This is a genomic window from Enterobacter sp. Ag1 (assembly GCA_000277545.1).
In the GTDB taxonomy this organism is placed as follows: domain Bacteria; phylum Pseudomonadota; class Gammaproteobacteria; order Enterobacterales; family Enterobacteriaceae; genus Cedecea.
The window spans coordinates 41,839-67,139 of the sequence record AKXM01000026.1 but is presented as its reverse complement, the minus strand read 5'-3'; the positions used below and the strand labels follow the sequence as shown (position 1 = coordinate 67,139).

Sequence of the window (25,301 nt, the reverse complement as noted above, 5' to 3'; positions counted from 1 at the left end):
TTCCCCTCACCCCGGCCCTCTCCCCGAAGGGGCGAGGGCCGGGGTGAGGGGAAAAAAGTGCCGTCAGCCAAAGTCAAAGATGACGAAATGACATGTCATTCTGCTCGCCAAAGACACTTTTATCGGTTAAATCCATTTAAAAACAATAAATTAAAAACATGGCACGAAAAGTGCCTTACGGAGGGACAAGCACTAACAGAGCGAACAAAACATGAACATTTGGGAACTGAGCGAAAAAGCCGAGTACATCGCCGACAAGCACCAGCGGCTGCTTTCGCAGTGGCATCTGTACGGCAACACCCTGATTCAGGGGATCACCTTATCCAAAGCGAAGCTGCATCACGCCGTGGGCTGCAACCCGGACGAAAGCCTGCGCTTCTTCTTATTTGACCACTTCGTCATTCAAATCAATCTCGCCGAAGGCTTTAACAGCCACACCATCGAGTACAGCATCGAATTGCGCGACGGCAGCGATAACGTGCTGATTGCCAAGGCGACTATCGACGATGACGGACTGATTGATAACGCCGTCAGCAACCGCGATCGCGAGAAAGTGCTGGAACACTACCTCGAGCTGATCCGCCCGGTGTACGACAGCCTTTATCTGGCCGTGCAGCAAAACACCCCGTTATCCATGGCGCTGCTGCAAAAGTCCGCCGTGGCATGAAGATATCTGGGGTGTCGAGAACTGTCGAACCGGCAGCTTTTCGGCATGTTTTCGTCAAAAATGACGATTGTCACCTGAGGAAGAACTGGTGAACCGTTTTGTAATCGCTGACTCAAAATTGTGTATGGGCTGCCATACCTGTGAAGCGGCCTGCGCCGAGACGCACCGCCTGCACGGCCTGCAGTCCATGCCGCGCCTGAAAGTCATGCGCAACCTGAATGAATCTGCGCCGCAGATGTGCCACCACTGTGAAGACGCCCCCTGCGCCGGGGTTTGCCCGGTCAACGCGATAACCCGCGTGGACGGCGCCGTGCAGCTGAATGAAAGCCTGTGCGTAAGCTGCAAACTTTGCGGCATCGCCTGCCCGTTCGGCGCCATTGAATTTTCCGGCAGCCGCCCGCTGCATATTCCCGCCAACGTGAACAGCCCGAAAGCGCCACCTGCGCCTCCGGCCCCGGCTCGCGTTAGCCCGCTGCTGGACTGGGTTCCCGGCGTTCGTGCTATCGCGGTCAAATGCGACCTGTGCAGCTTCGACGAAAGCGGCCCGGCCTGCGTTCGCACCTGTCCGACCAAGGCGCTGCGGCTGATCGACAACCAAGACATCGCCCAGGCCAGCAAGCGCAAACGTGAACTGACGCTTGGCGCGACGCTTGGCGACCTGACCCTGTTTACCCAGCCAGAGGCGAGAAAATGAATGCTTTTTTACTGATTCACTGGGCGCTTTTGGGGTTTGTCACCAGCGCTGTGTTAGCCGGCGCTCTGGCATTTTCAAAGCCCGTTAGCGGCTTTATCGGCGGCGTTGGCGGCGCAATCAGCGCCGTGCTTTTGCTGATCGCGGGCGTTCAGGCGCTGCTGGGCTTCAGCGGCGATGCTCAAATCTGGCACTGGCACCTGCAGCTCAACGCTTTCAACGGCGTCTGGCTGGTAACGGTGGCCTTAAGCGGCCTGTTTATTTCCGTCTATAACTGCGCCTGGCATCGCCATCCGGCGATAAAAGCCGACGGCCTGCTGATTAACTTAATCCTGGCGGCAAGCGTTGCGGCGCTGGTAGCCGACAACTTTGTCACGCTGGTAGCGATGGCGGAAATCATCTCCCTGGCGGGTTATTTCCTCACCGGCTGCCAGCAGTCCGGGCAGCTGTGGTTTGCCCTTGGTCGTCTGGGTACCGTGCTGCTGGCAATGGCCTGCTGGCTGCTGTGGCAGCGCTACGGCACGCTGGGTTATGGCGATCTGCGTCATCTCCTTGACGGCGCGCCGCTGCCGGCCCCGGTACTGATCCTCGCGCTACTCGGCTTTGGGCTGCTTGCCGGGATTATTCCGCTGCACGGCTGGGTGCCGCAGGCGCATGCGAATGCCTCCGCGCCTGCCGCCGCGCTGTTCTCCGCCGTGGTGTTGAAGATTGGCCTCTACGGCATTATGAGCTTCTCGCTGATCGGTAATACGCTGCCGCTGTGGTGGGGTGTGCTGGTCGTGGTGGTCGGCATGATCACCGCGTTTATCGGCGGGCTTTACGCGCTGATGGAGCACAACATCAACCGCCTGCTGGCTTATCACTCCCTTGAAAACATCGGCATTATTTTGCTGGGCCTGGGCTGCGGCCTGATCGGTATCGCACTGCATGAGCCGGTGCTGGTGGCGCTGGGCATGACCGGCGGCCTTTATCATTTGTTCAACCATAGCCTGTTCAAAACCACGCTGTTCCTCGGCGCAGGTGCCGTCTGGTTCCGCACCGGACACCGCGACATCGAGAAGCTGGGCGGGATCGGCAAACGCATGCCGGTTATTTCGCTGGCGATGCTGGTTGGGCTGATGGCGATGGCCGCGCTGCCGCCGCTGAACGGCTTTGCCGGGGAGTGGGTTATCTATCAGTCGTTCTTCCGCCTTGGCAGCCTGCCGCTGTTTGTGGGCCGTTTTATCGGGCCGCTGCTGGCCGTGGGGCTGGCAATCACCGGCGCACTGGCGGTCATGTGCATGGCGAAAGTCTATGGCGTCACCTTCCTGGGTGCGCCGCGTACTAAAGAAGCGGAAAACGCGACCTCTGCGCCGTGGCTAATGAACGTCTCAGTCGCCCTGCTTGCCGCATGCTGCGTAGTTGCCGGGGTTGCTGCCCCGTGGCTGCTGCCTCTGCTTCAGCACGCCGTGCCGCTGCCGCTTCAACCGGCGCATACCGCCGTGTCTCAGCCGATGATAACGCTGTTGCTGATTGCCTCTCCGCTGCTGCCGTTTATTTTGATGATCGTTTTCCGCGGCGACCGCTTGCCAAACCGCTCTCGCGGCTCGGCGTGGGTCTGCGGCTACGACCACGAACAGGCGATGGTGATCACCGCGACGGGCTTTGCCCAGCCGGTAAAAGCGGCGTTTGCGCCTTTGCTTAAGCTGCGCCAAACCCTGAACCCGGTGAAGTGGATCCCTGGCTGGCAGTGCGAGCGCCTGTCCGGCACGTTCCGCCGCCTGGCGATGGTTGAGCTGGCGGTCTTACTGGTGGCGATGGTTGCCTGAGGAACTGATATGACTACGTTTTTATTCGCTCTTATCCAGGCGCTGGCGCTGTTTTTTGCCGCGCCTCTGCTGGCAGGGATTACCCGCGTGACGCGCGCCCGCCTGCATAATCGCCGTGGTCCCGGCGTGCTGCAGGAATACCGGGATCTGTTCAAGCTGCTGGGCCGCCAGAGCGTGGCCCCCGCCGCCTCTGGCTGGGTTTTCCGCCTGATGCCGTTCGTTATGGTGGGCGTGATGCTCACCATCGCCACCGCGCTGCCGGTGGTGACAATTGCCTCGCCGCTGCCGTCATTAGGCGACCTGATAACCTTAATTTATCTGTTCGCCATCGCCCGCTTCTTCTTCGCCATCGCCGGGCTGGACACCGGCAGCCCGTTCACCGGGATTGGTGCCAGCCGTGAAGCCATGCTTGGTGTGCTGGTCGAGCCGATTCTGCTGCTTGGTTTGTGGGTTGCCGCGCAGGTTGCCGGCAGCACGCACATCAGCAATATCGCCGGGGCTATTCACGCCTGGCCGACGGCGCAAAGCCTGACGCTGGTTCTGGCCTTCGCGGCCTGCGCCTTCGCCACCTTTATTGAAATGGGCAAGCTGCCGTTTGACCTCGCCGAAGCCGAGCAGGAGCTGCAGGAAGGGCCGTTGTCCGAATACAGCGGCGCGGGCTTTGCGGTGCTGAAGTGGGGCATTTCGCTGAAGCAACTGGTTGTGCTGCAAATGTTTGTCGGCGTGTTCCTGCCCTGGGGGCAAATGAGCGCCTTTAGCTGGGGCGGGCTTGTCCTTGCCCTGGTGCTGGCCGTTGTGAAGCTGGTGGCGGGCGTGCTGATTATCGCGCTGTTCGAAAACAGCATGGCGCGCCTGCGAATGCTTGAAACCTCGCGCATTACCTGGGCCGGTTTTGGCTTTGCCTTTTTAGCCTTCGTCTCCTTGCTGGCGGCGTGATTTAAGAGAACCTATCGATGTCTGAAGAAAAAATTGGTCAACACTATCTCGCCGCGCTGCATCAGCAATTCCCGCATGCGGTGATCGACGAAGCCTGGCAGACCAAAGACCAAATCACCGTCACCGTGAAGCTCAACATGCTGCCGGAGGTGGTGGAGTGGCTTTACTACCAGCAGGGCGGCTGGCTTTCGGTGCTGTTTGGCAACGATGAGCGCCAGCTGTGCGGCAGCTACGCGGTGTATTACGTGCTGTCGATGGAAAGCGGCGTGAAGTGCTGGATCACCGTGCGTGTGGAAGTGGATGCCGACAAACCAGAGTTCCCGTCCGTCACGCCTCGCGTTCCTGCCGCCGTTTGGGGCGAGCGTGAAGTCCGCGATATGTACGGCCTGCAGCCGGTTGGCCTGCCCGATGAGCGCCGCCTGGTGCTGCCGGACGACTGGCCTGACGATCTTTATCCGCTGCGTAAAGACAGCATGGATTACCGCCAGCGCCCGGCGCCGACCACCGACAAAGAGACCTACGAGTTCATTAACGAGCTGGGCACGAAAAAGAACAACGTGGTGCCGATTGGCCCGCTGCACGTCACTTCTGATGAACCCGGCCACTTCCGCCTGTTCGTTGATGGTGAAAACATTATCGACGCCGACTACCGGCTGTTCTACGTCCATCGCGGCATGGAAAAGCTGGCGGAAACCCGCATGGGCTATAACGAAGTTACCTTCCTGTCCGATCGCGTGTGCGGCATCTGCGGCTTCGCCCACAGCACCGCCTATACCACCTCGGTGGAAAACGCGATGGGGATTGTGGTGCCGGAGCGCGCGCAGATGATTCGCGCCATTCTGCTGGAGGTTGAGCGTTTACACAGCCACCTGCTGAATCTCGGCCTGGCCTGCCACTTTGTCGGCTTCGACTCCGGTTTTATGCAGTTCTTCCGCGTGCGTGAAATGTCGATGAAGATGGCGGAGATCCTGACCGGGGCGCGGAAAACCTACGGCCTGAACCTGATCGGCGGCATCCGCCGCGATCTGCTGAAAGACGACATGATCCAGACCCGCCAGCTCGCCCAGCAGATGCGCCGGGAAGTGCAAGATCTGGTGGATATCCTGCTGAGCACGCCGAACATTGAGCAGCGCACCGTCGGCATTGGCCGCCTTGACCCACAAATCGCCCGTGATTTCAGCAATGTCGGCCCAATGGTACGTGCCAGTGGCCACGCCCGTGATACCCGCGCCGATCACCCATTTGTCGCTTACGGCCTGCTGCCGATGGAAGTACACAGCCTCGACGGCTGCGACGTGCTTTCCCGCCTGAAAGTGCGGATCAACGAAGTCTTTACCGCGCTGAACATGATTGATTTCGGTCTGGATAACCTGCCGGGCGGCCCGCTCGCCGTGGAAGGCTTTACCTACATTCCAAACCGCTTTGCGCTTGGCTTCTCGGAAGCGCCGCGCGGGGACGACATTCACTGGAGCATGACCGGCGACAACCAGAAGCTGTACCGCTGGCGCTGCCGTGCGGCGACGTACGCCAACTGGCCAACCCTGCGCTACATGCTGCGCGGCAACACGGTGTCCGACGCCCCACTGATTATCGGCAGCCTTGATCCTTGCTACTCCTGCACCGACCGCATGACGGTGGTGGACGTGCGCAAGAAGAAAACCCAGGTGGTGCCGTACAAAGAGCTGGAGCGCTACAGCATTGAGCGCACTAATTCGCCGCTGAAATGATTTTGATGCCTGGCTTTTGAGGGAAACCCCCCTCTCCCTTTCAGGGAGAGGGCCGGGGTGAGGGTCAATCATTCAGGCCAGGCAAACAAGGAAAACGCATGTTTAACTTCATCAAAAAAGCCATCAAGGGCGGCGTGGCAACCGAGTCTTACCCGCTCCAGCCCATTGCCGTCGATCCGAATTTTCGCGGCAAACCGGAGCACAATCCGCAGCAATGTATCGGCTGTGCGGCCTGCGTGAACGCCTGCCCGTCCAACGCCCTGAGCGTTGAGACCGATCTTGCCGCCGGGCAACTGCAGTGGAGCTTTAACCTCGGGCGCTGCATCTTCTGCGGGCGCTGTGAAGAGGTTTGCCCGACGGCCGCCATCAAACTCTCACAGCAGTACGAGCTGGCGGTGTGGAACAAAGCCGACTTCCTGCAGCAGGCCTGCTTCCCGCTGTGTAACTGTCGCGAATGTGGCCGCCCGTTTGCCGTGCAAAAAGAAATCGACTACGCCATTGCGCTGCTTGAGCACAACGGCGATTCCCGTGCGGAAAGCCGCCGTGGGGCATTTGAAACCTGCCCGGACTGCAAGCGCCAGCAAAGCCTGGTGTCGTCCGACCGGATCGACTTTAGCCGTCAGATGAGAGAGGCCAGCTAATGAGTAACCTACTGGGGCCGCGCGACCACAACGGCATTCCGGTGCCGATGACGGTGGACGAATCTATCGCCAGCATGAAGGCGTCGCTGCTGAAAAACATCAAACGCTCAGCCTACGTTTACCGTGTGGACTGTGGCGGCTGTAACGGTTGCGAAATCGAGATTTTTGCTACGCTTTCGCCACTTTTCGATGCAGAACGCTTTGGGATCAAAGTGGTTCCTTCCCCGCGCCATGCCGATATTCTGCTGTTTACCGGGGCGGTAACCCGCGCGATGCGTTCCCCGGCGCTGCGTGCCTGGGAGTCGGCGCCCGATCCTAAAATTTGCATCTCCTACGGCGCCTGCGGCAACAGCGGCGGGATCTTCCACGACCTTTACTGCGTCTGGGGTGGGACCGACAAAATCGTGCCGGTCGATGTGTACATTCCCGGCTGCCCGCCAACGCCCGCCGCTACGCTGTACGGGTTTGCGATGGCGCTTGGCCTGCTGGAACAAAAAATCCATGCGCGCCCGGCAAGCGAGCTGGACGTTGAGCCGGCAAAAATCCTCCACCCGGATATGGTTCAGCCGCTGCGCGTGCGCATTGACCGCGCCGCTCGTCGCCTGGCCGGTTACCGCTATGGCCGCCAGATTGCCGACAGCTACATGACTAACCTGACAACCGGGGGCGATGCCGTTCAGCAGTGGCTGAGCGCGGAAAACGACCCACGCCTGACGGAAATCGTCACTAACCTTGAGCAACTGGTTCATCAGGAGCGCGTGTAATGAGCGAGTCGGTGGTGTTCTGTCAGCTCAGCCGCAAGTTTGTCGATGAGAACGACAACACCCCGGCTGACGCTCAGCAGGTGGTCTACTACAGCCTGGCGATTGGCCACCATTTGGGGGTAATCGACTGCCTGAAAGAGAGCCTGGTTTGCCCGCTGGAAGCCTATCAGGCGTGGATTGCCACGCTTGAAGCTGACGGCGAAGCCCGGCGCAAAATGAACGGCGTGCCGCGCTACGGCGAGATTGTTATCGACCAGAATCACGTGGTGATGCTGGCCCGGGCGCTGGATGCCGCTAAGCCGACGCAGACCCCGGCACAGCAGGCCTGGAGTCAGGCGCTGCTCGACATGCTGCAGGCCATTCAACAAGAACCCGCCATCTACCTGATGGTAAGGAGACGCTATGACTAAGGTACTGCTTTGCGTAGGCAACAGCATGATGGGCGACGACGGGGCTGGCCCGCTGCTGGCCGAGAAGTGTCAGGCTTCTCCGCAGGGTGACTGGGTGGTGATCGACGGCGGCAGTGCGCCTGAAAACGACGTGGTTGCCATCCGCGAACTGCATCCGGAATTGCTGCTGATTGTGGATGCCACCGACATGATGCTCAACCCCGGCGAGATCCGCGTCATTGACCCGGACGACATTGCCGAGATGTTTATGATGACCACCCACAATATGCCGCTTAATTATCTGGTCGATCAGCTGAAAGAGGACGTGGGGGAAGTGGTGTTCCTCGGCATTCAGCCGGATATCGTCGGCTTCTACTATCCGATGACGGAGGCGGTGAAAGCGGCGGTGGAGCAGGTTTATCAGCGTCTGGCGACGTGGACGGGTTTGGGCGGGTATGAGCCCCTCACTATTTCAGAGAGCGAAACGCCTTTCTAGTCTTTCCCCTCACCCTAACCCTCTCCCCATGGGGGAGAGGGGATCAGAACGGCAGTACTTCTTTTCCCCTGCTTACATGCGAGAAAGAGCCTGATTCTTTTCCCCCTCTCCCTTCCAGGGAGAGGGCCGGGGTGAGGGTCATTAATGACTACTGTTACCAAAATGACACCGTCAAAAGTGTCGAATATCCCTCTTACCTCTCGTCAAACCCGCTAACCACGCGGCCTGCAAACCTGGCACGCTTTATGAATAACCCCACGCAATAACACACTTATTGCAGGAGTTCATGATGAACCGCTTCATCATTGCCGATTCGAGCAAATGCATCGGCTGCCGCACTTGTGAGGTGGCGTGCGTGGTCTCTCACCAGGAGAACCAGGACTGTTCGGCGCTGACCCCCCAAACCTTCTTACCGCGTATTCACGTCATCAAAGGCGTGAATGTGTCTACCGCCACCATGTGTCGCCAGTGCGAGGACGCGCCCTGTGCCAACGTCTGCCCTAACGGCGCCATCAGCCGGGACCAGGGCTTTGTCCACGTCATGCAGGAACGCTGCATCGGCTGCAAAACCTGCGTCGTTGCCTGCCCTTATGGCGCGATGGAGGTCGTCGTGCGGCCAGTGATCCGCAACAGCGGTGCCGGGCTAAACGTGATGGCGGAAAAAGCTGAGGCCAACAAATGTGACCTTTGCTACCACCGCGAGGCTGGCCCGGCCTGCCTGGAAGCCTGCCCGACCAACGCCATCCTGTGCGTGGACCGTAACCGGCTGGAACAAATGAGCGCGGAAAAACGTCGCCGTGCCGCGTTAGATGCCCCTGCGGCGCTGACGTTCTAATCCCTTTGCATTTCAACTTTTAACAGGTCTGTTACTGATGAAAAAAATTACCAGCGTCTGCCCTTACTGCGGGGCCGGCTGCAAACTGAAACTGGTCGTTGAGAACAACAAAATTATTCGCGCCGAAGCGGCCGGGGGCGTGACTAACCAAAACGAACTCTGCCTGAAAGGCTACTACGGCTGGGATTTTCTTAACGACACCAAACTGCTGACGCCACGCCTGACGCAGCCGATGATCCGCTACGAGAAGGGCGGCAAACTGCAGCCGGTAAGCTGGGAAGAAGCGATTAGCTATACCGCTGCGCGCCTGAAGGCGATCAAAGAGCAGTTCGGCCCTCGCGCCATTATGACCACCGGTTCTTCGCGCGGAACGGGGAACGAAACCAACTTTGTGATGCAGAAATTCGCCCGCGCGGTGCTGAACACCAACAACGTCGACTGCTGCGCCCGCGTGTGCCACGGCCCAAGCGTGGCCGGGCTGCAGGCAACGCTGGGGAACGGGGCGATGAGCAACTCCATCGGCGATATCGAAAACTCCAAATGCCTGCTGGTGGTGGGCTACAACTGCGCCGACTCTCACCCTATCGTGGCTCGTCGGGTGATTAAAGCCAAAAGCAACGGCGCGAAAATCATTGTCTGCGACCCGCGCCGCATCGAAACCGCCCGCATTGCCGATCAGCATCTGCAAATCAAAAACGGCTGCAACATGGCGCTGGTGAACGCCTTTGGCTATGTCCTGCTGGAAGAGCAGCTGTACGACAAAGAGTACGTCGCCAAATATGCCGAAGGGCTGGAGGCTTACCGCGAAACCGTGAAGGACTACGCGCCGGAGGACGTCGAGCATTTAACCGGCGTACCGGCTCTGCAGGTTCGCCAGGCGATGCGCACCTTCGCCGCAGCGCCATCCGCCACCATCATGTGGGGCATGGGCGTAACCCAGTTCGGCCAGGCGGTAGACGTGGTCAAAGGGCTGTCCAGCCTGGCGCTGCTCACCGGCAACCTGGGGCGTGAAAACGTTGGCGTTGGCCCAGTACGCGGGCAGAACAACGTGCAGGGAGCCTGCGATATGGGCGTGTTGCCTAACCAGTTCCCCGGCTACCAGGATGTGGTTGATCCTGAAGTGCGCGCGAAGTTTGCTAAAGCCTGGGGGATTGACCCGGCGGTGATGGATGACAAAGTTGGCGTGCGTATTACCGAAGTACCGCACCTGGCGATAGAGGGCAAAGTCAAAGCCTACTACATCATGGGTGAAGATCCGCTCCAGACCGAAGCGGACCTGGGCCTGGTGCGCAAAGGATTTGAGGCGCTCGACTTTGTGGTGGTGCAGGACATCTTCATGACCAAAACCGCCGAAGTCGCTGATGTGCTGCTGCCCGCCACGTCCTGGGGCGAGCACGGCGGCGTCTTTACCTGTGCCGACCGGGGCTTCCAGCGCTTCGAGAAAGCCATCGAGGCGAAATACAACGTGAAGCGCGACTGGGAAATCATCAGCCTGCTTTCGACGGCGATGGGCTACCCAATGCACTATGAAAACAACCAGCAAATCTGGGATGAGCTGCGTGAGCTGTGCCCGCTGTTTTACGGCGTCACCTACGAAAAAATGGGCGATATGGGACACGTGCAGTGGCCTTGCCCGACGCTGGACCACCCCGGTACGCCGTATCTCTACAAAGACAGCAAATTCGACACGCCAAGCGGCAAAGGGCAACTGTTTGCCGCCGCCTGGCGTTCGCCCGCTGAAGTGCCTGACGATACCTACCCGCTGGTGCTTTGCACCGTCCGCGAAGTCGGGCACTACTCCTGCCGCTCGATGACCGGCAACTGCGCGGCGCTGCAAACCCTCGCGGATGAACCCGGCTTTGTGCAAATCAACCCGCTGGATGCGGACGCGCTAGGTATCAAAGATCGGCAACTGGTCTGGGTAAGTTCGCGTCGCGGCAAGGTTATCAGCCGCGCGGACGTGAACGAGCGCATTAACAAAGGCTCAGTCTATATGACCTATCAATGGTGGATTGGCGCCTGTAACGAGCTGACGCAGGACAATCTCGACCCGATCTCCAAAACGCCGGAAACCAAATATTGCGCGGTGAACGTTAGCGCGATTGAGGATCAGGCGTGGGCGGAGAGCTATGCGCAAACGACCTATAACAGCATGAAGGCGCGGCTGCGCGAGGCGGTGGAAGCGTGATTTTTACCCTCACCCCGGATGAAGGAATCGTGGAGTCTGAACTCGATTTGTCCCCTCTCCCCTCTGGGGAGAGGGCCAGGGTGAGGGGCACCGAACTCCGCATTCGCGGTAAAGTCCAGGGCGTTGGTTTCCGCCCCTTTGTCTGGCAAATCGCACAGCGGCTGAAGCTGATGGGCGATGTCTGCAACGATGGCGAAGGCGTTGTGGTTCGTCTGGTGGCCAACCCGGAAGCGTTTCTGAGCGAACTGCACGAATACTGCCCGCCGCTGGCGCGCATCGACAGCGTGGCGCAGCAGCCAATTTTCTGGGACGTTTTGCCCCAGGACTTTAGCATTCGCCACAGCGGCCATGGCGCGATGGACACCCAAATCGTACCGGATGCCGCCACCTGCCCGGAATGCCTGCGCGAGCTTAACGATCCGACCGACCGCCGCTACCGCTACCCGTTTATCAACTGCACTCACTGTGGGCCACGTTTCACCATCATCCGGGCGATGCCTTATGACCGTCCGTCCACGGTGATGGCGGCGTTTCCGCTCTGTGCCGCCTGCGAGGAAGAATATCGCAACCCGATGGACAGGCGTTTTCACGCTCAGCCGGTAGCTTGCCCGGACTGCGGGCCGCAGATCTACTGGCAGCAGGGCGCGCAGCGACTGGACGGCGAGCAGGCGGTCGCCCTGGCCGTTGCCGCGCTGCGTGAGGGAAAAATCGTGGCGGTTAAAGGTTTGGGCGGTTTTCACCTTGCCGTGGATGCCCGTAACAATGCCGCCGTTGAACGCCTCCGGGCGCGTAAGCAGCGGCCCGCCAAACCGCTGGCGGTGATGATTGCTACGCCCGAAGGGTTGCCTGATGAGGCCATGGCGCGGCTTGCCACGCCTGCAGCACCGGTGGTGCTGGTGGCGAGTGATGTTTTGCCTGAGCTGAGCGCTGCCGTGGCGCCGGGGCGAAACGAAACCGGCGTAATGCTGCCCGCTAACCCGCTCCAGCACCTGCTGGTTCAGGACTTTGGTGGCCCGCTGGTGATGACCTCCGGGAACCTCAACGGCAGGCCGCCAGCCATCGACAATGCTCAGGCGCTTCAGGATTTGGACGGTATTGCCGACGGTTTTCTGCTGCATAACCGGGACATTCTTCAGCGCATGGACGACTCGGTGATGCGAGCCAGCGGCGAAATGCTGCGCCGTGCGCGAGGTTTTGTGCCGGATGCGCTTCCTTTGCCCGCTGGCTTTAAAGACCTGCCGCCGATTCTGGCGTTGGGGGGCGATCTCAAAAATACCTTCTGCCTGGTTCGCGGCGGGCAGGCGGTGCTGAGTCAGCATTTTGGCGATTTGGCTCAGGAGGGCGTGGAGGCCCAATGGCAAAGCTCGCTGGCGCTGATGAGCGAGATCTACGGCTTTAAGGCAGAGCATGTCGCGCTCGACGCACATCCTTACTACCGCAGCGCGCAGGTGGGGCATGACATGGCGCTTCCTGTTACTGAAGTACTGCATCACCACGCCCATACGGCGGCCTGCCTGGCCGAACACGGCTGGCCGCTGAACGGCGGCAACGTCATTGCCCTTGCGCTGGACGGCATTGGCTATGGCGAAGCTGGCCAGCTTTGGGGCGGCGAATGCCTGCTGGTGAATTACCGGCGCTGTGTCTCTCTCGGCGGATTGCCGGCCGTGGCGTTGCCGGGGGGAGATCTGGCCGCCGTGCAGCCGTGGCGTAACCTGCTCGCTCAGTGCGAGGCGTTTGTGCCCGGCTGGCAGCGTTATCCCGAAACAGAAGCTGTGCGGGCGCAGGCCTGGCGACCTCTGGCAAAAGCGGTGGCTCGCGGAGTTAATGCCCCACTAGCCTCATCCTGCGGGCGGCTGTTTGATGCCGTTGCCACCGCGCTCAACTGTGCGCCTTACCAACAAAGCTATGAAGGCGAAGCCGCCTGTCACCTTGAAGCCCTGGCGCTGGACGCTGGCCCCTGCTCGCACCCTGTCACGCTGCCGTTGGTGAACGGTCATCTCGATCTGGCGGCCTTCTGGCGGCAATGGTTTGGCTGGCAGGGCGAGGCCGGAGCGCGGGCCTGGGCGTTTCACGATGCCCTGGCGAAAGGCCTGTCGGCGCTGGTTCGCCATCATGCCCTGCTCACCGGCGTGACCACCGTGGCCTGCTGCGGTGGCGTGCTGCACAACCGGCTGCTGCGCGAGCGCCTGGCGTTCTATCTCTCCGATTTCACCCCTCTCTTCCCGACGCGGCTTCCCGCCGGTGACGGGGCGCTTTCCCTGGGGCAGGCAGTGGTTGCCGCTGCCCGCTATTTGAATCACCACAAGGATAAAAAAGATGTTAATGCGTGTTCTTCGTGACAACCCGCGCGCCGGCCTGCTGCTGGCGGTTTTAGTGGCTGCTAACTTTGCCGCCTGGGCCTGGGCGCTGGCGGCGTTTAACCACAGCTCGGCGCTGATGGCGGCCAGCCTGTTGGCCTGGTGCTACGGCCTGCGCCACGCGGTAGACGCCGACCATATCGCCGCGATTGATAACGTCACCCGCAAAATGATGCAGCAGGGCAAACGCCCGTTTGGCGTGGGAGCCTGGTTCTCGTTGGGTCACTCCAGCATTGTGATTCTGGCTTCTGTCGCCATTGCAGCTACTGCTGCGGCTTTCCAGCAAAAAATGGACTGGTTCCATGACGTTGGCGGCGTGATCGGCACCGCCGTGTCGGCCTGCTTCCTGCTGGCGATGGCGCTGGTTAACTTGGTCATCCTGCGTGGCGTGTGGCGCAACTTCCGCCAGCTTAAACGCGGTGAACCGCTGGCTGCAGATGCGACGGAAATGACCGGCGGCGGCATGATGAGCTGGCTGTTTAACTCTGTTTTTCGCCTGATCGGCAAAAGCTGGCACATGTACCTGGTCGGCTTCCTGTTCGGCCTCGGCTTTGACACCGCCACCGAAATTGGTGTGTTGGGCATTTCTGCCGCCAGCGCCTCCAGCGGCATGTCCATCTGGTCGATTCTGGTATTCCCGGCGCTGTTTGCCAGCGGCATGGCGCTGGTGGATACCCTCGACAACGTGATTATGGTGGGTGCCTACGGCTGGGCGTTTAACAAACCGCAGCGCAAGCTCTACTACAACATGACGATTACCGGCACTTCTGTGGTGGTGGCGTTGTTTATCGGTGGGCTTGAAGCGCTGGGCCTGCTGGCTGATAAATTCCAGTTAGAGGACGGGATCTGGCAGTGGGTTGGTGCGCTCAACGACAACCTCGGCAACGCCGGATTTGTTGTGGTCGGGCTGTTTATCGCCTGCTGGGGGATTTCGATGCTGAACTACCGCTGGAAAGGCTATGACGCTTTAGTGGTGAGATAAGAAAGCGGGGCATTAAGCCCCGTTTTACATTGTTACTCGTTATTCGGCTTCCGCCCAGGCTCGCTCAATCTCTTCAGCCAGGATTTTCACCCCTGCCTCGATCTTTTCCGGCTCCGGGACATAGTTCATGCGCATGCACTGGTGCGTGTGCGGCCACGGCTTGTCCAGCCCCGGGAAGAAGTAATCGCCCGGCACCATCAGCACGCCGCGCTTTTTCAGGCGCTGGTACAGCAGCTCGGTGGTGATCGGCAGGTCTTTAAACCACAACCACAGGAAGATAGCGCCTTCCGGCTTGTGGATCAGGCAGCGTTCCGGCGACAGATAGCGGCGGAGTACGGCGATAGTCTCCTGCACGCGCTGGTAGTAAAACGGCTTGATAACCGTTTCAGACAGGCGCAGCAGATCGTTCCGCTTAATCATTTCGCAGGCCATGGCTGGGCCAATGCCGCCCGGCGCCAGGCTGATAATGCCGTTCATGTTGCTGATGGCGGAGATGATTTTCTCGTTAGCGATAATGATCCCACAGCGGCTGCCCGGCAGGCCGAGCTTGGACAGACTCATGCACAGGATGATGTTCGGGTTCCACAGCGGGCGGGCTTCGCTAAAGATGATGCCGGGGAAAGGCACGCCGTAGGCGTTATCGATCACCAGCGGAATGCCGTGCTGGTTCGCCAGCGCGTCCAGGTTCATCAGTTCTTCGTCGGTGATTACGTTGCCGGTCGGGTTCGTCGGACGAGATACGCAGATCATGCCGGTATCTTCGCCGATATGCAGGTGTTCGAAGTCAACGTGGTACTTAAACTGGCCTTCCGGCAACAGTTCGATGTTCGGACGGGTGGAGACAAACAGCTCTTCTTCCAGTCCGGCATCCGCGTAGCCAATGTACTCCGGCGCCAGCGGGAAGAGCACCTTTTTGGTGCGACCATCCGCATGACGTCCGGCGAAAAGGTTAAACAAGTAGAAAAATGCACTCTGACTGCCGTTTGTTAGTGCAATATTCTGTGGTTCGATGTCCCAACCCAGTTCATCGCGCAGCATACCGGCAAGCAATTTTAGCAGTTCACTTTTCCCCTGCGGACCGTCGTAGTTGCATAGTGTGTCGGTCAGTTTACCGCTGGCCAGCATCTCGGAAAGCAGCTGCTGGAAGTAGTCGTTCATCGCCGGGATCTGCGCAGGGTTGCCACCGCCAAGCATGATGGCGCCTGGTGTGCGCAGGCCGTCGTTGAGATCCTCCATCAGGCGGGTGATGCCTGCATGGCGGGTGAATTTATCGCCGAAAAGTGAAAACGTCATAACGTGGGTCTGCTGAATACTTTTGAAAAGAGGCTAACCATAGCGCTACAAATAACGCCGTGCAAACCCGGTAAGCATAGCCACTGTTGGCGAATATGCTGTGTGATTTGTGCTGTGCAGCAGGATATGTTGAAGCCGGGCGCTCTTTTCAGGGATGTGGCGTTATTACCCTCACCCTAACCCTCTCCCTCACGGAGAGGGAATAAACCGCTTATTTTCTCCCTTGCTGAGGGGCTTTAACGCCTATGGATTGCCCGCCCACACCACGATCACCTTGTCATCCCCGCTGACCCGGCTAAAGGCATAGCCCTGTTTTATGCTCAACGTGGTTTGTTTTCCTGCGCCGATGGCCTGGTGGCGGGCGCGGAACTGGCTCAGCTTCTGCCAGTGGGCAAGCGTTGTGGCCTGCGGGCCGGTGGCATCCTGCCAGTTCATGTCTGAGCGGGTGCCCTGTAGTGGGTCAGAGCCCGTCGGGCCAAACGGCCTTTGGGTTTCATCCCCGTAGAAGATTTGCACCGCGCCTGGCGTGAGCAGCAACAGCTCCGCCGCTTTTTGTCCACCTTCCCGGAACAGGCGGGTGTCGTGGGAGGAGAGGTAGCTCAGCACGTTGAATTGCTGAAGTTTGTCAGACATTTGCTGCCAGGTCGGGCCAATCGTGGCCAGGCAATCTACGGCTTTGGCCGCCTGTTCCTGATAGTCGAAGTTGATCATCGCGTCGAAGCCGCTGGCGTAGTAGTCGCTTTTCATCACGCCATGCCCCCAGGCTTCGCCCGTCATCCAGAACGGAGCATCGTCAATTTTTTTGTCCGGGTTGACTTGTTTCCATTCAGCCAATGCCGCGCTGGACTGCGTTTTTAATTGCTGCCAGGCCGCTTTTTCGACGTGTTTTGCCGTATCGACCCTGAAGCCATCAATGCCGTAGTCACGCACCCACTGACTTAGCCAGTGGGTCAGGTAATCGCGAACCGTGTAGCCCGGAATCGCCTTTGCAGCGGTATCCGGCTTGCGGCTGTAAAACGCCGGTAATTCTGCTGGCGCGGTCGCTTCGGTTTTCAAATCGGGCAGGAAGGCGAGCGACATGGTTAAATCGTCAAAGCCGGGATTGTCGTAATCGCCAATATCCGTTCTGATCCAGGCTTTGCCCCACCACTTATCCCACGCGGCCTTGTCGCTGAAGTTGATGTAATCGTTAAAGCTGTGCCAGCTTTGGCCCGGGGCTGGCTTCCAGTCAGTCCAGCGCTCGCCGAGGGTTTTTTTAAGTTCATCACCTTTGAGATAGAGGGCACCAAACTGGTATGCCTGCATGTCGGCGAGCGTCGCGTATCCGGTGTGATTCATCACGACGTCAAACAGAATGCGGATCCCGCGCTGATGGGCTTCATCCACCAGTCGGCGGAGATCGGCTTCGTTGCCCATGTTGGCATCAAGCTTCGTCCAGTCCTGGGTGTAATAGCCGTGGTAGGCGTAATGCGGGAAATCACCTTTGGTGCCGCCGCCCACCCAGCCGTGAATTTGCTCCAGCGGGGAGCTTATCCAGAGCGCGTTAACGCCAAGCTGCTGCAGGTAATCCAGTTTGCTGGTCAGCCCGGCAAGGTCGCCGCCGTGGAAGGTGCCTATTTCCTGCATGCCGTCTTTATGGCGGCCATAGCTGTGGTCGTTCGCCGGGTTGCCGTTTTCAAAACGGTCGGTGAGAACGAAATAGACCGTCGCATTCTGCCAGCTAAACGGGGCAGGCTTCGCCACAGTGGCAGATTCCAGCAGCAATAAAGCGCCGCTTCCGGCCGCGGGCATCAGCGTGATGTGGCCTTGCTCAACCTGGGCCGTATTCCCGCTGTAGAAATCCCGCACAACCGATCCTTCAGCAAAAGTGCTGCTGACATCGACGTTGAGCGGCTTTCCATCCCATTTCGGGCACTGCGCCATCACTTGCAGGGGCTGACTGCTGGCCTCCGGCTGAAGGGTCAGCATCAGCGTTGGCGTCCCGCTGCGGGTATCTATTTGCGCCTGGTACTCTCCGGCGCGGAAAACCCGCCACGTCGGGGCATCCCCGGCGCAAGGCGTCAGGGACAGAACCTGATTAAGTTTGATGGCCTCTGAGGGCTGCCAGCATTGATTATCCTGCGTCAGCCTGAGGGGAAGGATACTTTTATCGAGGTGTGTTGCGCTGGTAAACAAGCCCGGATGTGTGGCCTGAAAAGCAGAAAGCCCAGGCGCGTTCCAGCCCGCGAATGCAAGGCAGGGCGTGAACAACAGGCAGAGAGAGAGTCGTGTCATACGCATCATCCAGTGAGGATTTATTGCGCAGTTTGCCATGCCCCTGGAAACATGCGCTCATCCTGCCCGTGTGTTTTACAGGGTGTAGCCGCCGGGGTGAGTGACGGTGTTAACGTTTTTATTTGTTCGTTAACCAGTGGCCGAAGTGGGCGCTCAGCGTGTTGCGGGTGGCGAGCAGCTCATCGATTGTTTTGGTGAGCCTGGCGTTCAGGGTTTCACACTGCTCAAAGCTGTAATGGTTATCGGCGCGCAGATTCTCGAGTTTTTCCTGCAGGATCGCCACTTCCGCTTCCGCTTTGTAGCGCGCTTCCTGCTGGGTTTTAATCAGTTCGTCGGCGGCTTCCAGGCGCTGATGAAGCTCGGCCTTTTCCCGCTGATGTGTCTCCAGCAGCCCGGAGCCGGACTCTTTCTGGCGGTTCAGCAGGCTTTTCAGCTCGTCGATTTCCCGCTGCATCACGCTGCGCACCAGGGCAGATTCTTTCAGGTGCATTTCCTGACTGATATTCAGCGCTTTCTGGAGCTCTGTGACCTGTTTTTCATATCGTTGCAGGCGGGTGGTTGTTTCTACGGTGTTACCCTGAGCGGAGCGCTGCTGGGCTTCTCGCAGCTGGGCAAGCAGGCTGGTGGAGAGTGACTCAGCTTCTCTCAGGCGACGGAGGGTTTCCGGCGAGTCCTGGTAAACCGTTTTGGTTTGCGGCGGTTTTTCACTGATGCGAACAAGATTAACGTTAACTAATGCTGCGCTAACCTCGGCCTGAATTTGCTCTTTATTATGCGCTTTCATACGGTTGCACGCGCTGGCAAGGAAGCTTGCGGCTTCGTTAGCGTTCGCCGTTGCAAAGGCTTTTTTTATCAGGTTCTGCACCAGGCTCATGTTGCCAGTTTTCCTGTATCAAATGTTATTTGAGCGCCTTAACCCCGGTCGTTCCGCCGTCAGGCTATTGCCGCCGCCACCTTAAAAATATAACCAATAATCTCACTCTCTAAATGCGGGAATCATCCTCCGCAGTGCATTTTTTTACTGTGCCGCGAAGTGTGATTAAGCCCCGAATTTTACAATACTTTTTATCACCATAAGAAGTTCATAGGTGACATTGTTTCGGAATAGTACTATTTCTAAAGGTGCTCTGAGCGGTTAATTTTGATATAATTCGCCTCTGTTTTTCTAAAACCTTTTAAAAAATAAGGCACTGGAAACGATCGATCCGACCAGGAGAGCTAATGATATCACCCCCATTTCGACGATTCGGGGCCGCGATACTCATGCTGCTGACCGTGGGCTTTTCAAGTCACGCGCTCGCCAGTAAACATGAGCCTAAATCGCACAGCAAGGCCCATATAACGAAAGTAAGCAGCAAGAAAGCGGTAAGCAGTAAACTGGCAAGTAGTAAAAAAGAGTATTCTCGCAATAGTGAAAATGGTTCGCTTCCTGATTTGCGAAAATACCCTTCCGGGACACCAAGGAAAAAAGCGTTTCTCCGGACGGTCATGCCATATATTACCCGCCAAAATGCAGCGATAACTGCCGACCGTAACTGGTTGATTTCAAAGCAGTACGAAAAGCGCTGGTCGCCGACTGAGCGTGCACGTCTGAAAGAAATTACCCAGCGTTACAAGGTGGCGTGGCGCGGCAATACCAACCGTGTGCCGTGGAACAGCCTGCTGGAAAAAGTCGATATCATTCCTACCAATATGGTGGCGACAATGGCAGCGGCGGAAAGCGGCTGGGGCACATCTAAACTTGCCCGCAGCAACAACAATCTGTTTGGCATGAAGTGCACCAAGCGCCATTGCAACAGCGAGCCCGGTAAAGTGAAAGGTTACCTGCATTACGGCTCTGTGAATGAAGGCGTGAATGCTTACGTCGCTAACCTGAATACCCATCCGGCCTATTCTTCGTTCCGTAAAGAGCGTGCCAAGCTGCGCAAAGCGGATCAGGAAGTGACGGCTAATAATATGATTCACAAGCTGAAAGGGTATTCGGCGAAAGGCTCAAGCTATAATAACTTCCTGTTCGCGATGTATCAGAGCAACCAGCGTTTAATGCTGCCGAATTAATTTTCATTGCCTGAATGAAATAAACAATGCCCTCTTCGGAGGGCATTGTTATTTAGAGGTTTAAACTAAAATTTCGCTAAAGCGATCGCGGTGTTCTTTAGGCGTGGCGTCATACTCTTTTTTAAATACCGAATAGAAATATTGCAAAGACGGGTAGCCGCACATCTGTGATATTTCATTGATAGATAGAGAAGTTGAAATCAGTAGGCTGCGCGCTTTTTCCAGTTTTTCGGCGTGGATTACCGCGTGAATCGTCTCGCCGACCTCTTCTTTAAAACGTTTCTCCAGGTTCGAACGTGAGATCCCGACCGCATCCAGCACTTGTTCGACCTTGATCCCTTTGCAGGCGTGATTGCGGATGTAGTGCATCGCCTGGATTACCGCCGGGTCATGCAGCGAGCGATAATCCGTGGAGCGGCGTTCCACAACCCTCACCGGCGGCACTAGCACACGCTGGAGCGGCAGGATTTCGCTGTCCAGCAGGCGGTGTAGCAGTTTGGCGGCCTGGTAGCCCATCTGACGCGTACCCTGCGCTACTGACGAAAGCGCGACCCGCGATAAATAACGGGTCAGCTCCTCGTTATCGATGCCGATAACGCAAAGCTTTTCCGGGACGGGGATATGCAGGTGCTCGCAGACCTGCAGCAGGTGTCGGGCTCGGGCGTCCGTGACCGCAATAATGCCGGTTTGCGGCGGCAGCGTTTGTACCCAGTCCGCCAGGCGGTTTTGGGCGTGCTGCCAGTTTTCTGGTGCCGTTTCTATGCCCTGATAAATCACGCCCCGGTACTTTTCCTTCGCAACCAATTGACGAAAAGCGTGCTCTCGTTCGGCCGCCCAACGTTTGCCGCTCGAGCCGGGCAACCCATAAAACGCAAAACGCTGCACGCCTTTCTCCTTCAGGTGCAGGAAGGCGCTTTCCACCAGCGCGTGGTTGTCGGTCGCGATGTAATGCACTGCGGGATAGTGCTCCGGCGTGTGGTAGGAGCCACCGACGCCGACAATCGGGACTTCGGCGCCTTCCAGCAAGTGTTCAATCTCCCGATCGTCAAAATCGGCAATCACGCCGTCGCCCAGCCACTCTTTGATATTATCGATCCGGGCGCGAAAGTCCTCTTCGATAAAAATGTCCCATTCTGACTGAGAGGCCTGCAAATATTCCCCCACGCCTTCGACTACCTGACGGTCATAGACTTTATTGGCGTTGAATAGCAGCGTAATGCGATGACGTTTCTCAAACATGCCGATAGTTTCCCGTAGCTAACCAGATGTCTGCATATCACAGCCGCGAGCGAGCCGGGGAACGCCACCCCGGCATTGTGATCGTTTGCACGTTTTGCCCGCCAGGCACATTACGCCCGGCGTTTGGTCGCAGAATCCATCCACACCGCGAGCAGCAAAATGGCGCCTTTCACTATGTACTGCCAGAAGGTCGGGACGTCCATCATGCTCATGCCGTTGTCGAGCGAAGCCATAATAAATGCCCCCATCACCGCACCGGCAACGCTGCCGATACCACCCGCCAGGCTGGTTCCACCAATAACACAGGCGGCAATGGCATCCAGTTCGGCGATGTTCCCGGCGGAAGGTGAGCCTGCTCCGAGGCGCGAGCTAAGAATCAGCCCGGCAATCGCCACCATCAGGCCGTTTATAGCAAACACCGCTAGCTTGGTACGTTCAACGTTGATTCCCGAAAGGCGCGCAGCATCAATATTGCCGCCGATGGCGTAGATGCGGCGGCCAAACGCAGTTCGGGTAGCCATAAACATCCCGGCGAGCAGCAGCAGCGCAAGGATCAGTACCGGCGTGGGAACGCCGCGATAGTCGTTCAACAGCCAGATGGCGCCGAGTACGATCACGGCGGTGATTGCCTGGCGGCCAACAAAGCCACCCGACGCGGGCGCGGCAAGGCCCAGAGCCTGACGGCGAATACGTAGCCGCCATTGCCAGGCAATAAAGCCCATCAAACCGATAACGCCAACGGTAAAGCCAATGCCGTCTGACAGGTAGCTTTGCCCGATTTGCGACATGGCTCCGCTGGTAGGCGACACGGTGGTGCCATTGGTGATGCCGATTAAAATTCCCCGAAACGCCAGCATACCCGCGAGCGTGACGATAAACGACGGCACTTTGCGATAGGCAATCCACCATCCGTTCCATGCCCCGAGAACCAGGCCCAGGGCCAGCGTGACAACAATCGTGAGTGGCAGAGGCCAGCCGAGCCAGACGTCAAAAATGGCCGCTACGCCGCCCAGAAGACCCATCATTGAGCCAACCGAGAGGTCGATTTCAGCCGAAATAATGACGAACACCATGCCCACCGCGAGGATGCCGGTAATGGCCGTTTGCCGAAGGAGGTTGGAGACGTTGCGGGCGCTCAGGTAAGCGCCGTCCGTTTGCCACGTAAAGAACAGCATGATGACCAGGATGGCGGCAATCATGACAAAAACCTGCAAATTCAGCGATTTTAATGCTCTAACGGAGGCGCGGCCTGGTGCCGTCAGTTTCATTTCAGACAAATTGCTTTTCGACATGGGGGTCACTCCTCAGGGCGGCTTCCATGACCTTTTCCTGGGTCAGATTATGGTTAATCAAATCGGCTTTAATGCGGCCTTCGTGCATCACCAGTACGCGATCGCTCAGGCCGAGCACTTCCGGTAGTTCAGAGGAGATGACAATGACGGCGATCCCCTGCTGCACCAGTTGATTGATAAGTTTGTAGATCTCGTATTTCGCGCCAATGTCGATGCCTCGAGTGGGTTCATCGAGTATCAGGATGCGCGGATTGAGCAGCAGGCAGCGGGCAAGAATTGCCTTTTGCTGGTTCCCACCGCTCAGGCGGCCAATCGCCAGGCTGGGCGATGACGTTTTGATTTTCAGGCGTGTCAGCGACTGCAGCATGCAGTGCTGCTCTTGCGCTTCATCCAGGCTGCTTAGTGCGCCAGTAAACTGACTCAATGCGGCAAGCGTGATGTTTTGCCCCACGGCCATGACCGGCACGATGCCGTCCTTCTTACGATCTTCCGGCACCATGGCGATGCCGTGAGCGATAGCCTGCTGACAGTTATTGATACGAACCTGCTGCCCATCGATGTAGATATTTCCTTCCCAACGCCCCCGCCAAACGCCAAACAGACACTGCACCGCCTCGGTTCTTCCGGCCCCGACCAAACCGGCAATGCCCAGGATTTCCCCTTTTCGCAGAGAAAAAGAGGCATCGTTGACCCGCTTGATGTGCCGGTTGACCGGGTGCCATGCGGTCAGGTGTTCGACGCGCAGGATCTCATCGCCGGTTTGGTGAGGTTCGCTGGGGTACAGCGCCGTCAGTTCCCGGCCAACCATCATGGTGATGATATCGTCCTCGCTCATCTGCTTAGCTTCGCGGGTGCCGATGGGCTGCCCGTCGCGAATCACGCAGATGGTGTCGGAAATGGCTTTGACTTCATTGAGCTTGTGGGAGATATAAATACAGGCGATGCCGTGCGCCTGCAGATCGCGAATTATCCCGAGCAGTACGGCGGTTTCCTGCTCGGTGAGCGAAGCGGTGGGTTCGTCCAGAATCAGCAACCGCACCTGCTTGTTCAGCGCCTTCGCGATCTCAACCAATTGCTGCTGCCCCAGCCCTAAATCTCCTACGCGAGTTTCCGGGGAGAGCGTAAGGTTCACCTGGGCAAGCAGCTTCTGGCAGCGTAACGTCATGGCATCGAAGTCGAGCAGGCCGTGGCGCGTAATTTCTACGCCGAGGAAGATGTTTTCCAGCACCGTAAGATGCTTCACCAGCGCCAGCTCCTGATGAATGATGGCGATGCCTTTGCGCTCAGTGTCGCGAATATGACTCGCCTGCAGCGGCTCACCGGCAAACCAGATCTCACCTTCATAGCTGCCGTGAGGGTAAATACCACACAGCACTTTCATCAGCGTGGATTTGCCCGAGCCATTTTCACCGCACAGCGACATCACTTCTCCAGCGTCCAGGGCCAGACTCACGTTATCCACGGCTTTTACTTGCCCAAAGAATTTGGTGATGTTTTTCATTTCCAACAAATGAGGCATAAGGCTCCTCCTGGTGAAAGAGAAGGCCCGCGTATGCGCAGGCCCGGTGGCTACAGATCGCTCTTTTTGTGGAAACCGTCGGCAATGACGGTGCTGTCGATATTGGTTTTTTCCACCTCAATAGGCGTCAGGAGGCGGGAGGGAACATCTTTCAGGCCATTATTCAATGTGGCATCTGCGGCTGGTTGTTTACCTTCCCCCAGATCGACGGCAATTTCGGCGGCGGTATCTGCCAGTTTGGTAATAGGTTTATAGACGGTCATTGTTTGGGTACCGGCAATAATGCGCTTAATGCCCGCGAGATCGGCATCCTGACCTGAAATAGCCACTTTCCCCGCCAGCCCCTGCGCGCTAAGCGCCTGAATTGCACCGCCCGCAGTGGCGTCGTTGGAGGCGACAACGGCATCAATCTTGTTATTGTTCGCGGTCAGGGCATTTTCCATAATTTTCAGCGCGTTTTCCGGCAGCCAGCCGTCAACCCACTGATCGCCGACGACTTTAATTTTTCCATCGTCGATATAAGGCTTTAATACTTTCATCTGCCCGGCGCGGAATAATTTCGCATTATTATCCACCGGCGAACCGCCCATTAAGAAATAATTCCCCTGCGGCACTTTACTCACAATGCTTTTTGCTTGTAATTCACCGACTTTTTCATTGTCGAAAGAAATATAAAAATCAATGTCAGCATTATTAATCATGCGGTCGTAGGCGAGCACTTTAATGCCTTCGCGTTTAGCTTCTGCAACCACGTTACTTAATACCTGGCCGTTGTAGGGGATAATCACTAATACATCAACGCCGCGGTTAATCATATTTTCAATTTGCGACATCTGGGTTTCTTCGTTGCCATTAGCGGACTGGACAAAAACTTTCGCCCCCAACGATTCCGCTTTTTTCACAAAAATATCGCGATCTTTTTGCCAGCGCTCCAGACGAAGGTCGTCAATCGCCATACCGATTTTCACTTCTTTTGCGATGCCGCTTACGCTGGTCAGGATAAGTGAGGCGCATAGCGTAACTAAGATGTTCTTTATCTTCATGTTATTTACCTGTAGGAGGAAAGTGGCTTATCGGAATAAAGAGTGATTCATATCAGCAGACGGTTTGAATTGTTATCGTTCATGGAGAAAGCATCAATTACT

Annotated in this window: 21 protein-coding genes; 14 read left to right on the top strand and 7 right to left on the bottom strand. The window is 57.7% G+C overall.

Annotated features, from left to right (window positions below; genetic code table 11):
- Positions 1–211 precede the first annotated feature (211 nt).
- The 13 genes from hycA (at position 212) to A936_RS10870 (ending at position 14,481) form a co-directional block, all read left to right on the top strand.
- The gene (gene hycA / locus A936_RS10930; protein WP_008457686.1) at positions 212–667 is read left to right on the top strand and encodes a formate hydrogenlyase regulator HycA; all 456 of its coding nucleotides are present in this window, start codon (positions 212–214) and stop codon (positions 665–667) included.
- A gap of 88 nt (positions 668–755) precedes the next feature.
- A complete protein-coding gene (locus A936_RS10925) occupies positions 756–1,361 on the top strand; it encodes a 4Fe-4S dicluster domain-containing protein (protein WP_008457685.1) in 606 nt (201 codons plus the stop codon).
- Positions 1,358–3,166 carry a formate hydrogenlyase subunit 3 gene (hycC, locus tag A936_RS10920; RefSeq protein ID WP_008457684.1) on the top strand — a complete coding sequence of 603 codons (1,809 nt, stop codon included), beginning with the start codon at positions 1,358–1,360 and terminating at the stop codon, positions 3,164–3,166. Before A936_RS10925 ends, hycC begins: the two co-directional genes overlap by 4 nt.
- Positions 3,167–3,175: 9 nt before the next feature.
- Entirely contained in the window at positions 3,176–4,102 is a 927-nt protein-coding gene (locus A936_RS10915) for a respiratory chain complex I subunit 1 family protein (protein WP_008457683.1), read from the top strand.
- 17 nt (positions 4,103–4,119) lie between these two features.
- Entirely contained in the window at positions 4,120–5,829 is a 1,710-nt protein-coding gene (locus A936_RS10910) for a hydrogenase large subunit (RefSeq protein WP_008457682.1), read from the top strand.
- 98 nt (positions 5,830–5,927) lie between these two features.
- A complete protein-coding gene (locus A936_RS10905) occupies positions 5,928–6,470 on the top strand; it encodes a formate hydrogenlyase complex iron-sulfur subunit (RefSeq protein ID WP_008457681.1) in 543 nt (180 codons plus the stop codon).
- Positions 6,470–7,234 (top strand): NADH-quinone oxidoreductase subunit B family protein, encoded by a 765-nt coding sequence (locus A936_RS10900; RefSeq protein ID WP_008457680.1) that lies wholly within the window; start codon positions 6,470–6,472, stop codon positions 7,232–7,234. Before A936_RS10905 ends, A936_RS10900 begins: the two co-directional genes overlap by 1 nt.
- Positions 7,234–7,644 carry a formate hydrogenlyase maturation HycH family protein gene (locus A936_RS10895; RefSeq protein WP_008457679.1) on the top strand — a complete coding sequence of 137 codons (411 nt, stop codon included), beginning with the start codon at positions 7,234–7,236 and terminating at the stop codon, positions 7,642–7,644. The genes A936_RS10900 and A936_RS10895 overlap by 1 nt, the downstream gene beginning before the upstream one ends.
- Positions 7,637–8,119, top strand: coding sequence for a hydrogenase maturation peptidase HycI (gene hycI, locus A936_RS10890; RefSeq protein WP_008457678.1), 483 nt, complete (start codon positions 7,637–7,639; stop codon positions 8,117–8,119). Before A936_RS10895 ends, hycI begins: the two co-directional genes overlap by 8 nt.
- Positions 8,120–8,408: 289 nt before the next feature.
- Positions 8,409–8,954 carry an electron transport protein HydN gene (hydN, locus tag A936_RS10885; RefSeq protein ID WP_008457677.1) on the top strand — a complete coding sequence of 182 codons (546 nt, stop codon included), beginning with the start codon at positions 8,409–8,411 and terminating at the stop codon, positions 8,952–8,954.
- Between the two features lie 37 nt (positions 8,955–8,991).
- A complete protein-coding gene (gene fdhF / locus A936_RS10880; protein ID WP_008457676.1) occupies positions 8,992–11,142 on the top strand; it encodes a formate dehydrogenase subunit alpha in 2,151 nt (716 codons plus the stop codon).
- 80 nt (positions 11,143–11,222) lie between these two features.
- On the top strand, positions 11,223–13,481 hold the full coding sequence (hypF, locus tag A936_RS10875; protein ID WP_008457674.1) for a carbamoyltransferase HypF: 2,259 nt from the start codon (positions 11,223–11,225) through the stop codon (positions 13,479–13,481).
- A complete protein-coding gene (locus A936_RS10870) occupies positions 13,459–14,481 on the top strand; it encodes a HoxN/HupN/NixA family nickel/cobalt transporter (protein WP_008457672.1) in 1,023 nt (340 codons plus the stop codon). Before hypF ends, A936_RS10870 begins: the two co-directional genes overlap by 23 nt.
- Positions 14,482–14,520: 39 nt before the next feature.
- Here A936_RS10870 and avtA read toward each other — a convergent pair whose 3' ends face one another.
- The 3 genes from avtA to A936_RS10855 all read right to left on the bottom strand — a co-directional run bounded on the left by avtA (position 14,521) and on the right by A936_RS10855 (position 18,922).
- Positions 14,521–15,774: a valine--pyruvate transaminase gene (avtA, locus tag A936_RS10865; protein ID WP_008457670.1), complete on the bottom strand. Its 1,254-nt coding sequence runs from the start codon at positions 15,772–15,774 to the stop codon at positions 14,521–14,523.
- Between the two features lie 243 nt (positions 15,775–16,017).
- Positions 16,018–18,048 (bottom strand): alpha-amylase, encoded by a 2,031-nt coding sequence (locus A936_RS10860; protein WP_008457668.1) that lies wholly within the window; start codon positions 18,046–18,048, stop codon positions 16,018–16,020.
- A gap of 118 nt (positions 18,049–18,166) precedes the next feature.
- Positions 18,167–18,922 carry a hypothetical protein gene (locus A936_RS10855; protein ID WP_008457667.1) on the bottom strand — a complete coding sequence of 252 codons (756 nt, stop codon included), beginning with the start codon at positions 18,920–18,922 and terminating at the stop codon, positions 18,167–18,169.
- A 347-nt stretch (positions 18,923–19,269) separates the two neighbouring features.
- Between A936_RS10855 and A936_RS10850 the strand changes: the two genes are divergently transcribed.
- Positions 19,270–20,106, top strand: coding sequence for a protein bax (locus A936_RS10850; protein ID WP_008457665.1), 837 nt, complete (start codon positions 19,270–19,272; stop codon positions 20,104–20,106).
- 60 nt (positions 20,107–20,166) lie between these two features.
- Here the strand turns inward: A936_RS10850 and xylR are convergent, their stop codons facing one another.
- The 4 genes from xylR to xylF all read right to left on the bottom strand — a co-directional run bounded on the left by xylR (position 20,167) and on the right by xylF (position 25,199).
- The gene (xylR, locus tag A936_RS10845; protein ID WP_008457664.1) at positions 20,167–21,345 is read right to left on the bottom strand and encodes a D-xylose utilization transcriptional activator XylR; all 1,179 of its coding nucleotides are present in this window, start codon (positions 21,343–21,345) and stop codon (positions 20,167–20,169) included.
- Between the two features lie 110 nt (positions 21,346–21,455).
- On the bottom strand, positions 21,456–22,637 hold the full coding sequence (xylH, locus tag A936_RS10840) for a xylose ABC transporter permease XylH (protein WP_008457662.1): 1,182 nt from the start codon (positions 22,635–22,637) through the stop codon (positions 21,456–21,458).
- Positions 22,615–24,156, bottom strand: coding sequence for a xylose ABC transporter ATP-binding protein (locus A936_RS10835; protein ID WP_008457660.1), 1,542 nt, complete (start codon positions 24,154–24,156; stop codon positions 22,615–22,617). The genes xylH and A936_RS10835 overlap by 23 nt, the downstream gene beginning before the upstream one ends.
- A 50-nt stretch (positions 24,157–24,206) precedes the next feature.
- The gene (gene xylF, locus A936_RS10830; protein ID WP_008457658.1) at positions 24,207–25,199 is read right to left on the bottom strand and encodes a D-xylose ABC transporter substrate-binding protein; all 993 of its coding nucleotides are present in this window, start codon (positions 25,197–25,199) and stop codon (positions 24,207–24,209) included.
- Positions 25,200–25,301 lie beyond the last annotated feature (102 nt).

Excerpts from the sequence above, each read along its gene's own strand:
- A936_RS10895 (WP_008457679.1), top strand. The coding sequence starts at position 7,234 with ATGAGCGAGTCGGTGGTGTTCTGTCAGCTCAGCCGCAAGTTTGTCGAT.
- xylF (WP_008457658.1), bottom strand. The coding sequence starts at position 25,199 with ATGAAGATAAAGAACATCTTAGTTACGCTATGCGCCTCACTTATCCTG.
- A936_RS10860 (WP_008457668.1), bottom strand. The coding sequence starts at position 18,048 with ATGACACGACTCTCTCTCTGCCTGTTGTTCACGCCCTGCCTTGCATTC.
- hycI (WP_008457678.1), top strand. The coding sequence starts at position 7,637 with ATGACTAAGGTACTGCTTTGCGTAGGCAACAGCATGATGGGCGACGAC.
- fdhF (WP_008457676.1), top strand. The coding sequence starts at position 8,992 with ATGAAAAAAATTACCAGCGTCTGCCCTTACTGCGGGGCCGGCTGCAAA.
- A936_RS10855 (WP_008457667.1), bottom strand. The coding sequence starts at position 18,922 with ATGAGCCTGGTGCAGAACCTGATAAAAAAAGCCTTTGCAACGGCGAAC.
- avtA (WP_008457670.1), bottom strand. The coding sequence starts at position 15,774 with ATGACGTTTTCACTTTTCGGCGATAAATTCACCCGCCATGCAGGCATC.
- A936_RS10850 (WP_008457665.1), top strand. The coding sequence starts at position 19,270 with ATGATATCACCCCCATTTCGACGATTCGGGGCCGCGATACTCATGCTG.
- A936_RS10910 (WP_008457682.1), top strand. The coding sequence starts at position 4,120 with ATGTCTGAAGAAAAAATTGGTCAACACTATCTCGCCGCGCTGCATCAG.
- A936_RS10905 (WP_008457681.1), top strand. The coding sequence starts at position 5,928 with ATGTTTAACTTCATCAAAAAAGCCATCAAGGGCGGCGTGGCAACCGAG.
- A936_RS10915 (WP_008457683.1), top strand. The coding sequence starts at position 3,176 with ATGACTACGTTTTTATTCGCTCTTATCCAGGCGCTGGCGCTGTTTTTT.
- hycC (WP_008457684.1), top strand. The coding sequence starts at position 1,358 with ATGAATGCTTTTTTACTGATTCACTGGGCGCTTTTGGGGTTTGTCACC.
- hydN (WP_008457677.1), top strand. The coding sequence starts at position 8,409 with ATGAACCGCTTCATCATTGCCGATTCGAGCAAATGCATCGGCTGCCGC.
- A936_RS10835 (WP_008457660.1), bottom strand. The coding sequence starts at position 24,156 with ATGCCTCATTTGTTGGAAATGAAAAACATCACCAAATTCTTTGGGCAA.
- A936_RS10870 (WP_008457672.1), top strand. The coding sequence starts at position 13,459 with ATGTTAATGCGTGTTCTTCGTGACAACCCGCGCGCCGGCCTGCTGCTG.
- hycA (WP_008457686.1), top strand. The coding sequence starts at position 212 with ATGAACATTTGGGAACTGAGCGAAAAAGCCGAGTACATCGCCGACAAG.
- A936_RS10900 (WP_008457680.1), top strand. The coding sequence starts at position 6,470 with ATGAGTAACCTACTGGGGCCGCGCGACCACAACGGCATTCCGGTGCCG.
- xylH (WP_008457662.1), bottom strand. The coding sequence starts at position 22,637 with ATGTCGAAAAGCAATTTGTCTGAAATGAAACTGACGGCACCAGGCCGC.
- xylR (WP_008457664.1), bottom strand. The coding sequence starts at position 21,345 with ATGTTTGAGAAACGTCATCGCATTACGCTGCTATTCAACGCCAATAAA.